Genomic DNA, 12,361 nt, shown 5'->3' with positions numbered 1-12,361 from the left:
TCGAAAAAATCCAAAAACTATTCTACCGGTAAATACGCGGCAGCTTGCCGGCGGCCCGGGAAACCGGATTCAGCAGGCCAGGTCCAAAGCGTCCCGCGCCCGCTGCAGGGCCACCGTTGACGAGTAGATCAGGGCTGCGTCGGCCGACTGGGCAACCCGGAGATCCAGTGCGCGGGTGAATGCCTCAACGGCCGCGGACATGTGGCCGGCCGTGTACTGCGTCTTGCCCAGGTAATGCAGGACCAGGGCTTCACGGTCGGTCCCCTGGAACTCACCGAGCAACTGGCGGAAGAGCTCCAGGGCGCGGTCCGTCCGATGGGTAACCCGCAGCACCTCGGCCTCGAAAGTCCGCAGGCGGAATGACTCGGGATCGTTGAAGCGGGCCTCTGCCAGGAGTTCCGCCGCTTCCGAAGCATGCCCCTCGACGATCAGGACAAAGATCCGGTCGGCCGGATCGGTGGAGTCCGCCAAAGCGGCACGGCATGCGTCCTCGTTGACGATTTCCGGCAGCAGGGTCTCCGGGTTGATCCGGATCCCGGGGAAGCCGGCTTCCGGCCAGTCAGCCGTTCCTGTTATGTCGCCCTGCATCAGGAAGCAATCTCCTGGTAGGCGGCGAACAGGAGGGACGTGTCCGGGACGTCAAGTATCCCCGGTTTGGCCACGCCGTCCAGCACAACGAAGCGCAGCAGGTCGCCGCGGGATTTCTTGTCGCGGCGCATGCCGTCCAGGAGGCCCTGCCAACGGTCCCGGCGATAGGTGACGGGAAGACCCATGCCGTCCAGGATGCTGCGGTGCCGGTCGGCATCCGCGTCACTGAGGCGCCCCACGCTGCGCGCCAGTTCGGCAGCGAACATCATGCCCACGGATACCGCGGCCCCGTGCCGCCAGGAGTAGCGTTCCACGAGTTCGATGGCGTGGCCGAGGGTGTGGCCATAGTTGAGGATCTCGCGCAGTCCCGACTCTTTCAGGTCCTGGGAGACCACATTCGCCTTAACGGCAATGGCCCGCTCAATGAGTTCCCGGAGCGTGTCCGATTGCGGGTCCACGACGGCGGCGGTGTCTTTTTCCACCAGGTCCAGGATGGCCGGGTCGGCGATGAAACCGCATTTGATGACCTCGGCCATGCCGGAAATCAGCTCATTTTTGGGCAGCGTGTTCAGCGTGTCCAGGTCGGCGAGGACCGCCGCGGGCGGGTGGAAAGCGCCCACAAGGTTCTTGCCCTCGGCGGTGTTGATGCCGGTCTTTCCGCCAACGGAGGCGTCCACCATGCCGAGCAGGCTGGTGGGCATGTGGATGACCTTGACACCGCGCAGCCACGTGGCGGCCACGAAACCGGCAAGGTCCGTGACGGCGCCGCCGCCGACGGCAACGATGGCGTCGGAGCGGGTGAAATCGTTCTGCCCCAGGACCTGCCAGCAAAAAGCGGCGACCTGGATGTGCTTGCCTTCCTCGGCGTCCGGTATCTCGGCCGTCAGTGAGGTGAACCCGGCTTCCGCCAGTTCGTCGCGCACGGTGTCGCCGGTAAGCCGAAGCGCCCGGGGGTGGATCACCAGGACCCGCCGGACGCGCTCACCCAGCAGCCCGGGAAGTTCGCCCAGCAGCCCGCGTCCAACGACGACGTCGTAGTTATTGGCGGCGGATTCGCCGGTGACCTTGATCACTGTTGATTCGGTGCTCACTTTTCAACTTCCTGTTGGGCAGCTGCGTAGGTCCGCAGTGCTGCTTCGAGCCGGGCGCCAAGCTCGGTAACCGAGCCCTGGCGCACGTCCAGGGTGATGTCTGCCAGCCGTTCATAGACCGGCTTGCGGGTGGCGAACATTGCTGTCCAGCGGCCCATGGCGTCACCGGCCAGCAGCGGCCGCCCGGAATTGCGGGCGATGCGGCTGGCCACCGTGGAGGCGTCGCATTCGAGGTAGACCACCGTACAGCGGCCAATCAGCTGCTGGGTCCCGGAGTCGAGGACGGCGCCGCCCCCGAGCGAGATCACGCTGGTGGTCCCTTCGGCGGCCTCGACGGCGTTGGCCACGGTTCGGGCCTCAATCTCGCGGAAGGCATGTTCCCCCCGCCCGGCAAAGATATCGGCAATGGACCCGTGCCCCGCCACGATGACGGCGTCGGTATCCACGAACGGGGCACCCAACTGCTGGGCCAGCTGCTGCCCGATGGCGGATTTGCCGACTGCCATGGGACCGATCAGGACAATCGGCCGGTCACCGACAGGACCGGTCTTGCTGCGGTGCGGCACTACTGTCCGATCGAGTCCAGGGACGCGGGAATCCCGTCCAGGTAACCCTTGATGTTCCGGGCGGTTTCCGCCACGGAGTCTCCGCCGAACTTCTCGGTCACGGCCTCGGCCAGGACCAGCGCCACCATGGCTTCGGCCACCACGCCGGCGGCCGGGACTGCACAGACGTCGGAACGCTGGTGGTGGGCCTTTGCGGGCTCGCCGGTGCTGATGTCAATGGTCTTCAGTGCCCGGGGCACGGTGGCGATGGGCTTCATGGCGGCCCGGACGCGGAGGACGTCCCCAATGCTCATGCCGCCTTCGATGCCGCCGGCACGGTTGGTGGTGCGGACGATCCGGCCGTCGGCGTCCCGGACGATTTCGTCGTGCGCGGCGGAACCGCGGCGTGCTGCGGTGCGGAAACCGTCGCCTACTTCCACTCCCTTGATGGCCTGGATGCCCATCAGGGCGGCGGCAAGCCTGGAGTCAAGCCGGCGGTCCCAGTGCACGTAGCTGCCCAGTCCCGGGGGAAGGCCGTAGGCGAGGACCTCCACGACGCCGCCAAGGGTTTCGCCTTCCTTGTGCGCCGCGTCCACCTCAGCCACCATGGCGTCCGAGGTTTCCCGGTCGAAGCAGCGCAGCGGATCGGCGTCAAGCGCGATGACGTTGGCGGGAACGGGCAGCGGACGGCCCTCGGGGACCGTAACGCTGGCGATGGAGACGGTGTGGCTGACCAGCTCGATTCCGAGGTGCTTAAGGAACTGCGCAGCCACCGTGCCCATGGCAACCCTGGTTGCGGTTTCCCGGGCGCTGGCCCGTTCCAGGACGGGGCGGGCTTCGTCGAACCCGTACTTCTGCATCCCGGTGAAGTCGGCGTGGCCCGGCCGGGGCCGGGTCAGGGGCGCGTTACGGGCCTGGTCGGCCAACAGTTCGGGATCCACCGGATCCGCGGACATGATCTGCTCCCACTTGGGCCACTCGGTGTTGCCCACCTGGATCGCGACGGGACCGCCCTGGGTCAGTCCGTGGCGGACACCGCCCAGGATGGTCACAACGTCCTGTTCGAACTTCATGCGTGCGCCGCGCCCGTAGCCCAGGCGGCGGCGTGCCAAGGAGTCGGCGATGTGCCCGCTGGTGATTTCCACACCGGCGGGGACGCCTTCAATAATTCCCATCAGAGCCGGACCATGGGATTCCCCGGCAGTCAACCAACGCAACATAATTTCCATCCTGCCACTAGGGCGGTCACAACGCCCGTCGGGGAAGGCCGACTGCGTCACACATCACATCTATGACAGCTGCATTAACGTCATCTCCACGGCGCGTGAAAAGGCGCACCTGTTCCACGGCCTGGTACAGCAGCATTTCCAGGCCGGGCACCACGGCGCCGCCGCCTGACTGCCACACCGTGGCTATCAGGCTGGGCCAGGGATCGTACGCCACGTCCAGCAGCACGCCAGGGGTAGGGGTCTTCAGCGCCGCCACTTCAGCCGCAAGTCCGTCCGCCGCACGCGGCGGCAGGGTGGAGATGACAACGTCGGCACTTGCCGTGGGGCGGGCAGCGTCAGTGAGGCTGCGGATCTCCAGGTCCACGCCGAGGGCTTCCGCTGCCGCGCGTACGTCTGCGGTGCGGGACGTGTCCCGGACAAAGACCTGGGCGTGGGCCGTTCCGAGTTCCTTGAGGGCGGCGACGGCTGATGCAGCAGTCCCCCCGCCGCCGAGGACGACGGCTGAAGGTGCTGCTGCGCTGCCGGCGTGGCGGACCGCGTTGACGATGCCGGCCACATCGGTGTTGGAGCCGATGGATCTCCGCGTCCCATTATGGTCTTCGAAGGAAACCGTGTTCACCACGCCCAGCGTCTTGGCGACGCCCCGTACTTCATCCACCTGGCTGAGCATGGCGGTCTTCAACGGCATGGTCACCGAGAGCCCGCGCCAGCCCTGCTGGTCACGGATCTGTCCCATCAGCGAAGGCAGCAGGCCTTCGGTGACGTCGATGGCCGTGTAGCTGATCCCGATCCCCAGCTGCGCGTACGCGGCAAGATGCAGTGCCGGTGATTTCGAGTGGCTGATCGGGTGGCCCAGGACGGCAGCCCGCAGGCTCATGCGCAGCGGCCCACGTTTGCCATGCACCAGGCGTTGTACTGCTCCACGTAGGTGTTGTGTTCCGCGAGAGTGCGCGAGAACTTGGTCTCCTTGGTATCCAGGTTGATGGTCACCCAGTACAGGTAATCATTGGTTTTGGGCCTGGCGGCCGCATCGATGGCGGTCTTGCCCGGCGAACCGATGGGGCCGGGCGGAAGGCCGGGGTTTGCGTACGTGTTGTAGGGGTTGGAGCTGTCCTGGCGCTGCTCGTCCGTGAAGTTGTAGCTCTTGGTTCCCAGGCCGTAGGTGACGGCCGAGTCCACCTGCAGGAAGCCGTTGGTCTGGTCGTTGGGCTTGAGCCTGTTGTAGATGGCCCCTGCCACGTCACCGTATTCGGCCTGGCCACCCTCTGCCTGCACAATGCTGGCGACGATGACGGCCTCGTACTGCTTGGCAGGATCCGAGATCCCCTGCGATACGAGTTCGTCGACGGTTATTTTGACCAGTGCCTGCAGGATGTCCTTCGCCGGTGTGCCAAGCGGGAACCGGTGCTCACCCGGGGCCAGGTACCCTTCGAGGTTCTTCGCGTTCGCGGGCAGGCCGAACTGCTGCGGCTGGTCACTCAATGCCTGCAGGTCCTGCACGGAAACGCCGGATCCCTCGGAGATGGCCTGCAGAGATTCGCCAACGCGCAGTCCGGCGCTCAGGGCAAAGTAGATGACCTTGGTCTTGTCCTGGCCAAGCAGGACGTTGACGGCGTCCGAATTCTTCATTTGGGCCTTGAAGGTGTAGTCGCCCGGCGACAATACTCCCCCGGAAGCGGCGAACGCCTGCAGGAACGTGTCGGCGTTGGCCACCACTCCCTTGCTTTCGAGGTCGGCGGCAACCGACCGGGTGCCCTCTCCATTGTCGACGGTCACCTGGACTTCGCCTGAACCCGGGCCGGGGAAGTCGCTGGGCTTGTCGGTGCCAAGGAGGGGCTTCAGGAACTGCGCGCCCACCGCTACAGCCGTAACGAAGACGGCGAGCGTCAGGAACAGCGCCAGCAGCCTGCGGCGGCGACGGACTTTCTTTGACGGCTTGGCCACTACCTGCGCTGCCGATGAACCGGGAAGGAACTCATGGTGCGTACCGCCGTCGTGATGCGCCTCGTAGTGGGTCGGGTGGTGGACGTCATGATGGGCGGCCTCACCATATTCCTGGCCATGGTCCGGGTAGTCGTACCCGCCCGTGTGGTGGGCATGGTCGGCATACTGCGTGTCTGCGGCATACTGGTGGCCCACCAAGGCAGGTTCGGCGTAGGCGTCATGCGCATCATCCTGGTGGTCCGCCTCGTCCGGAAGCGCCTCCTGGATGGACGGGGGTGCCTGGGGAGCGGCCGGTACCGGCTGGGCCGCTGTCACAGGCTCAGCAACGGGAGCCTCGGGAACAGTCGGTGCGGGCACGGACGGCGGTTCATCGGGCAGTGGCGGAACATCGTGTCCGGTCTCGTACGCCTGCTCGGGAACAGTTCCCTGGCCGCCGGTGTTGAGGCTCTTTTCGCGTGCCCGTATTTCCTTGCGGGTCAGCGGCCTCGCTGCCCCGGCGTCCAAGGGGCCGGAAGCGTCGTCAATGTTGGCAGGGCTCACTGTTGCCTTCCATTATCTGAAGATGGGGCCGTGTCCCCCGGGGTAGCGCGGACGGACTCGTCCACCTCGCCGACCCCCAGGCCCACGGACGGGGAAGGCGGTGTCACGCGTGAGCCGACATCCGCTCCCCTGGCTTTCTGCATGTCGATGGCGTGCTGAAGGATACCTGCCGCCGCGACCTGATCAACTACTTTACGGTGATTCCTGCTGCTCATGCCAGCTTCGTGCAGGCTGCGGTGGGCCGTGACGCTGCTCAGGCGTTCATCCACGAGGTTCACGGGCACCGTCAGACCGCGGGCCGCCAGTTCGGTGGCCACCAGCATGGCGTACTCCGTGGCCATCCGTGCGGACGAGTGCTCTTCGCCCTTCATGGTGCGGGGCAAACCGACGATGACCTGCACGGCTTCCAGTTCCTCGGCAAGCTTGGCGATGACGCGGACGTCCGAGTTCTTCCTGGCGTTGCGGTCCAGCGTTTTATAGGGCGTTGCCAGGATGGAGTCGCGGTCACAGATGGCCACGCCCACCCGGACGGTGCCCACGTCCACCCCCAGTTTCACGCCCTGGGGGTAGCCGCCGGCAGCTGCAGGATTGGTCATGGCAGGGTTAGCGCCGTTCGACGGCGTCAACGACCGCTGCCAGGGCAGCGCCCACTTTGCCGGCGTCCGTGCCGCCGCCCTGGGCGACGTCGTCCTTGCCGCCCCCGCCGCCGCCAAGGATGCCGGCAGCGAGCCGGACCAGGGCGCCGGCTTTGACGCCGGCCGCCCGTGCTGCCTCGTTGGTTGCCACCAGGATCATGGGACGGTCGTTCGCCACGCCTGCAACGGCTACGGTGGCTGCGGCGGAGCCGAGCCGGTTCCGCAGGTCAAGGGCGAGGCCGCGGAGGTCGTCGGCGCCGCTGACCGTGCCGGCGTCATGGGCGATAACGTTGACGCCTGCGGCGTCCCTGACGCTGTTCACCAGCTGTGCGGCGGAGGCTGCGAGCTGCTCCTTGCGGAGGCGGTCCAGTTCTTTCTCGGTGGCCTTGAGCTTGGCGAGGGTGGCGGCGATCCTGTCGGCGAGCTGCCCGGAGGGAACCTTCAGCATGTCGGTCAGCTCCGTCACCAGCGCACGCTCGGCGGCCAGGTGGCGGAAGGCGTCCATGCCCACGAAGGCCTCCACCCGACGGTTTCCTGAGCCGACGGACTGCTCCCCCAGCAGGGAGAGGCTGCCGATCAGCGAGGTGTTGGCAACGTGGGTTCCGCCGCAGAGCTCCCGCGACCAGGCGCCGTCGATCTCCACCACGCGGACTTCGCTGCCGTAGTTTTCGCCGAAGAGTGCCATGGCACCCAGGGCCTTGGCCTCGGCCAGCCCCATCACCTTGGTCTCCACGGAGTAGTTGTTGCGGATGGCGAGGTTGGACACTTCCTCGATTTCCGAGCGGGTGGCAGTGCTCAGGCCCTCGCCCCAGGCGAAGTCGAAGCGCAGGTAGCCGGCCTTGTTGTAGGAGCCGCGCTGGGTGGCCTCGGGGCCAAGGATCTGGTGCAGCGCAGCGTGCACAATGTGCGTGCCGGTGTGGGCCTGCTCCGCGGCGTGCCGGCGGTCGCGGTCCACCGCGGCGCGGACCAGCGAGTCGGCGCCGATTTCGCCTTCCCGAACGATCGCCTTGTGCACGCTCAGGCCCTTGAGCGGGCGCTGGACGTCGAGGACCTCGACGACGAACCCGTCGCCGGTGATGAGGCCGGTATCGGCTGCCTGTCCGCCCGCTTCGGCGTAGAACGGGGTCTCCGCGAGCACCAGCTCGATTTCATCGCCCGTTGCGGCCTGCTGGACCGGACGTCCGGCGGCGAGCAGTCCGCGGACGCGGGATTCGCCGTCGAGCTCGGTGTAGCCGGTGAAGACCGTCTCGCCCTGGCCAAGGATCTCCTGGAAGGCAGAGAGGTCGGCGTGGCCGCCCTTCTTGCCCTTCGCGTCGGCCTGGGCACGCTGGCGCTGCTCCTGCATCAGGCTGCGGAACGCGGCTTCGTCAACCTTGAGCCCGGCTTCCTCAGCCATTTCGAGGGTGAGGTCGATGGGGAACCCGTAGGTGTCATGCAGGGTGAAGGCGTCTGCGCCGGACAGCGGCCTGTTCGCGGCCTTGGACTCCTTGACGGCGTCTTCCAGGCGTGCGGTGCCGGAGGCGATAGTGCGCAGGAAGGCTTTCTCTTCCGCGTATGCGATGCGGCTGATCCGTGCGAAGTCGGTTTCGACAACCGGGTAAACGCCCTTCATGGCGTCACGGGAGGCGGGCAGCAGCTCGGGCAGGCAGGCCTGCTCCACACCCAGGAGCCGCATGGAACGGACGGCACGGCGGATGAGGCGGCGCAGGACATAGCCGCGGCCTTCATTGGAGGGGGTGACGCCGTCGGAAATCAGCATCAGGGCGGAGCGGATGTGATCGGCGACGACGCGCATCCGGACGTCGTCCGTGTGGTGCGGATCCTCGTCCGTTTCGGCTGAGGTGTATTCCTTGCCGGACAGCTCGGCGGCCTTGTCGATGACGGGCCGGACCTGGTCCGTCTCATACATGTTTTCGACGCCCTGCAGGATCATGGCCAGGCGCTCCATGCCAAGGCCGGTGTCAATGTTGCGCTTGGGCAGCTCGCCCACCACATCGAAGTCTTCCTTGGAACGCACATTTTCGATCTGGTACTGCATGAACACGAGGTTCCAGATCTCGATGTAGCGGGTTTCATCCGCCAGCGGACCGCCTTCAACACCGTAGGCGGGGCCGCGGTCGTAGTAGATTTCCGAGCAGGGGCCGGCCGGGCCGGGCTGGCCGGTGTGCCAGTAGTTGTCCGACTTGCCCATCTTCTGGATCCGCTCGGCGGGAACGCCGGTGTTCTTCAGCCAGAGTTCCTTGGCTTCGTCGTCCTCTTCGTAGACCGTCACCCACAGCAGTTCGGGCGCAAGCCCGTAGCCGCCGTCGTCAACGCTCTTGGTGAGCAGCTCCCAGGCGAACTTAATGGCGTCTTCCTTGAAGTAGTCGCCAAAGGAGAAGTTTCCGCACATCTGGAAGAACGTGCCGTGCCGGGCAGTCTTGCCCACTTCCTCAATGTCGCCAGTGCGGATGCACTTCTGCACACTGGTGGCGCGGGAGTAGGGGGCTTCTTCGCGGGCCGTGAGGTAGGGGATGAACGGCACCATGCCGGCCACCGTGAACAGCAGCGAGGGGTCGCTGGAGACCAGCGACGCGGAGGGAACCGCTGTGTGGCCCTTGCTGACAAAAAAGTCAACCCAGCGCTTTGTGATCTCCTGCGACTTCATGAGCTGTTTCATACCCTTCTTGGTCCGCGCATTGGACGGCGCGGAAATATTCGTTCAGGTGGCAGGACCCCAGGTGTGCGGTTCCTGCCGGTGGTTCAGGCGGTTGGCCGGCGGCTGCCTGCCGGTCAGCGGCGGGCCACTTCCCCGGATTCGACGCCGAGCGCGGTCCGCAGGTCCGTTTCCCGTTCCCGCATTCCGGCCCGGACGGCGTCGGCGAAGTCGTAGACACCGTCCGCCAGCCGCCCCACTGCCCGGTTGAGGCCTTCGGGCCCAAGGTTGGACTGCGCGTCGCTCACCTTGCGGAAGGCGATGACTCCGATGGCCACGCCGATCCCCATCCAAACAAGTCGTTTCATTTTAGATCTTTCCGGACTTAGCGGCTGCGGCGGCCGGCAGCGGGCTTCTTGCGGTTGGCCAGCGCTGTGCGGACACCGTAGCTGAACGCAGCCACCTTGATGAGCGGCGAGCCAACGGTGGCGGCAACCAGGGAGGACAAAGCCGAGAGGTTGGCGGAGGCGTCCGAGACGTTGGACGAAATACCGTCCACCTTCTTCAGCTGCTGGTTGGTGGTAGAGACCGTGGCGGTAACCTCATCCATCAGGGGCGTGGCGCCGTCGCTGATGGACCGGATGGCAGTCCGTACCTCGTCGAAGACCTTGCCGAGCTTCAGGATGGGCACGGCAAGCAGCAGCACCAGCAGCGCAAACACCCCGGCAGCGATCAGGCCGGCAATATCGCCACCAGACATAGACGTTCATCTCCTCGAAATTCTGTGGTTCGCAACATCCTGCACGCGGCGCCGAAAAGCGCATTCCGCGGATGTCCCCCAAGTACCTTACATACAAAGAAGCCCGTGGCGCTTGCCACGGGCTTCTTTGGATACGCTGCTGGGATTAGCGTGCGTAGAATTCGACGACGAGCTGCTCTTCGCAGGTCACCGGGATTTCAGAGCGCTTGGGGCGGCGGACCAGGCGGGCCTGCAGTGCCTCGAGCTTGACGTCCAGGTAAGCCGGAACGGCGGGCAGGACGTCGCGGTGGGCGCCGGCTGCTGCAACCTGGAGCGGAACCATGGTTTCGCTGCGGCTGTGAACGTGGACCAGCTGGCCCTCGCCGACGCGGAACGACGGACGGTCAACGCGGATGCCGTCAACCATGATGTGGCGGTGCACAACGAGCTGGCGGGCCTGGGCGATGGTGCGGGCGAAACCGGCACGCAGGACCAGGGCGTCAAGGCGCATTTCGAGCAGTTCGATGAGGTTCTCACCAGTCAGGCCCTTGGTGCGGCGTGCTTCTTCGAAGGCACGGGTCATCTGTGCTTCGCGGATGCCGTACTGGGCGCGCAGGCGCTGCTTTTCGCGCAGACGTACGGCGTAGTCGGAGTCCTGCTTCTTGCGGGCGCGGCCATGCTCACCGGGGCCGTACGGGCGGCGCTCCATGTACTTGGCGGCCTTGGGGGTCAGAGCGATGCCGAGGGACCGCGAGAGGCGGGCCTGACGGCGAGCACGAGTGTTGTTAGCCACTTGTGTCCTTCCAATATCTGCGGTGTGTCAGTGTTACTGGCCTCCACGATGGAGAGCATCGGCCAACCGCTGCCTTTTGCTACTGGGCACAGGGCATAACCAACTCGAAGAAATTCGGGGGATTGTGCGTCCGTGCCTTGCCAGACAAACATCTATCCTACCACGGCGGTTACTTCCCCCGGACAAGCTTCCGCAGGCGCTCCAGCCGGACGGCGATGTCCCGTTCGGCGCCGTTCCCGGTGGGCTTGTAGTAGTCCCTTCCCACCAGGTCGTCCGGCGGGTATTGCTGGGTAGCCACGGAATGCGGGGCGTCGTGGGCGTACTTGTAACCCACGCCATGGCCCAGCTGCTTCGAACCGGGATAGTGCGCGTCGCGCAGGTGCGCGGGAATTCCATTGCCAAGGCCTGCGCGGACGTCGGCGACGGCCTGGTTGATCCCCATGTAGGCGGCATTGGACTTGGGGGCCGTGGCCAGGTGGACCACGGCCTCGGCGAGGATGATCCTGCCCTCGGGCATGCCGATCAGCTGGACGGCCTGCGCCGCCGCCACCGCAGTCTGCAGTGCAGTGGGATCAGCCATACCCACATCCTCGGAGGCCGAAATCACGATCCGGCGCGCAATGAAGCGGGGGTCCTCGCCGGCTTCGAGCATGCGCGCGAGGTAGTGCAGGGCTGCGTCAACGTCGGAGCCGCGGATGGACTTGATGAAAGCACTGATGACGTCATAGTGCTGGTCGCCCGCACGGTCGTACCTTACCGCGGCGACGTCCAGTGCGCGTTCCGTGTGCTTCAGGTCGACGGCGACCGGCCCCTCCCCCGCATCGTCCGCGTCACCGAAGGCCACACCTGCCGCAGCTTCCAGGGCCGTCAGGGCACGACGGGCATCACCACCTGAGAGCCTGACCAAATGGTCCAGTGCTTCCCCGGTGAGGTCCACCTTTCCGTTCAGTCCGCGCGGATCGGCGACGGCGCGCTGGATCAGCCCTTCGATATCCCCGTCGGTCAGCGGGCGGAGCGTCAGCAGCAGGGAACGGGACAGCAGCGGGGAGACCACGGAGAACGACGGGTTTTCCGTGGTGGCGGCCACCAGCACCACCCAGCGGTTTTCCACTCCCGGAAGCAGGGCATCCTGCTGGGCCTTGTTGAAACGGTGGATCTCGTCCAGGAACAGGACCGTAGTGGTTTTGTAGAGGTCCCGGGCGGTGAGTGCGTCGTCCATGACGCGCCGCACGTCCTTGACGCCGGCAGTAATCGCGGAGAGCTCCACGAACTTCCGGCCCGGTCCGCGGGCAATCACGTGCGCCAAGGTTGTTTTGCCGGTTCCCGGCGGGCCCCAGAGAATGAGCGAGGTGGGACCGGCGGGGCCCGAGGTGTCTGCTCCCGCCCCTGCAGCAAGCTGGCGCAGGGGCGAGCCCTGGCCGAGGAGGTGCTGCTGGCCAACTACCTCGTCGAGGGTGCGGGGACGCATCCGGACGGCGAGCGGACCGCGGGGGGAAGTGTTACCCCCTCCCCCGGCAGTCCGGGCGGCGGCAGGCGCATCGTCGTCGCCGTCGTCGTCATTACCGGGCCCGTGCCCGAAGAGATCATCCACATAGATAGGCTACTTCCAGTCGTTCGGCTTT

12 protein-coding genes are annotated in these 12,361 nt (G+C 66.1%); all 12 read right to left on the bottom strand.

The window, feature by feature from the left end:
- Positions 1-69 precede the first annotated feature (69 nt).
- The 12 genes from P2Q66_RS03730 to P2Q66_RS03675 all read right to left on the bottom strand — a co-directional run bounded on the left by P2Q66_RS03730 (position 70) and on the right by P2Q66_RS03675 (position 12,330).
- Positions 70-588 (bottom strand): hypothetical protein, encoded by a 519-nt coding sequence (locus P2Q66_RS03730; RefSeq protein WP_079596207.1) that lies wholly within the window; start codon positions 586-588, stop codon positions 70-72.
- Positions 588-1,679: a 3-dehydroquinate synthase gene (gene aroB / locus P2Q66_RS03725; RefSeq protein ID WP_079596208.1), complete on the bottom strand. Its 1,092-nt coding sequence runs from the start codon at positions 1,677-1,679 to the stop codon at positions 588-590. The genes P2Q66_RS03730 and aroB overlap by 1 nt, the downstream gene beginning before the upstream one ends.
- Positions 1,676-2,245: a shikimate kinase gene (locus P2Q66_RS03720; RefSeq protein WP_275725643.1), complete on the bottom strand. Its 570-nt coding sequence runs from the start codon at positions 2,243-2,245 to the stop codon at positions 1,676-1,678. Before P2Q66_RS03720 ends, aroB begins: the two co-directional genes overlap by 4 nt.
- Complete coding sequence (gene aroC / locus P2Q66_RS03715; protein WP_079596210.1) at positions 2,245-3,444, bottom strand: chorismate synthase; 1,200 nt, start codon at positions 3,442-3,444, stop codon at positions 2,245-2,247. The genes P2Q66_RS03720 and aroC overlap by 1 nt, the downstream gene beginning before the upstream one ends.
- 25 nt (positions 3,445-3,469) lie before the next feature.
- Positions 3,470-4,330 carry a shikimate dehydrogenase gene (locus P2Q66_RS03710; protein WP_275725641.1) on the bottom strand — a complete coding sequence of 287 codons (861 nt, stop codon included), beginning with the start codon at positions 4,328-4,330 and terminating at the stop codon, positions 3,470-3,472.
- Complete coding sequence (gene mltG / locus P2Q66_RS03705) at positions 4,327-5,937, bottom strand: endolytic transglycosylase MltG (protein WP_275725640.1); 1,611 nt, start codon at positions 5,935-5,937, stop codon at positions 4,327-4,329. The genes P2Q66_RS03710 and mltG overlap by 4 nt, the downstream gene beginning before the upstream one ends.
- A complete protein-coding gene (ruvX, locus tag P2Q66_RS03700; protein WP_275725638.1) occupies positions 5,934-6,533 on the bottom strand; it encodes a Holliday junction resolvase RuvX in 600 nt (199 codons plus the stop codon). The genes mltG and ruvX overlap by 4 nt, the downstream gene beginning before the upstream one ends.
- A 7-nt stretch (positions 6,534-6,540) precedes the next feature.
- Complete coding sequence (gene alaS, locus P2Q66_RS03695) at positions 6,541-9,219, bottom strand: alanine--tRNA ligase (protein ID WP_275725715.1); 2,679 nt, start codon at positions 9,217-9,219, stop codon at positions 6,541-6,543.
- A gap of 125 nt (positions 9,220-9,344) precedes the next feature.
- Positions 9,345-9,575 carry a DUF6167 family protein gene (locus P2Q66_RS03690; protein ID WP_275725637.1) on the bottom strand — a complete coding sequence of 77 codons (231 nt, stop codon included), beginning with the start codon at positions 9,573-9,575 and terminating at the stop codon, positions 9,345-9,347.
- 17 nt (positions 9,576-9,592) lie between these two features.
- Positions 9,593-9,967 (bottom strand): DUF948 domain-containing protein, encoded by a 375-nt coding sequence (locus P2Q66_RS03685; RefSeq protein WP_079596215.1) that lies wholly within the window; start codon positions 9,965-9,967, stop codon positions 9,593-9,595.
- Between the two features lie 145 nt (positions 9,968-10,112).
- The gene (rpsD, locus tag P2Q66_RS03680) at positions 10,113-10,739 is read right to left on the bottom strand and encodes a 30S ribosomal protein S4 (RefSeq protein ID WP_043454433.1); all 627 of its coding nucleotides are present in this window, start codon (positions 10,737-10,739) and stop codon (positions 10,113-10,115) included.
- Positions 10,740-10,908: 169 nt separating this feature from the next.
- Positions 10,909-12,330, bottom strand: coding sequence for a replication-associated recombination protein A (locus P2Q66_RS03675; RefSeq protein WP_079596216.1), 1,422 nt, complete (start codon positions 12,328-12,330; stop codon positions 10,909-10,911).
- Positions 12,331-12,361 lie beyond the last annotated feature (31 nt).

It is taken from the genome of Arthrobacter sp. Cr_A7 (genome assembly GCF_029222765.1).
Taxonomy (GTDB): domain Bacteria; phylum Actinomycetota; class Actinomycetes; order Actinomycetales; family Micrococcaceae; genus Arthrobacter.
The sequence above is the reverse complement of the archived record's forward strand: the minus strand, read 5'-3'. Positions and strand labels throughout refer to the sequence as shown.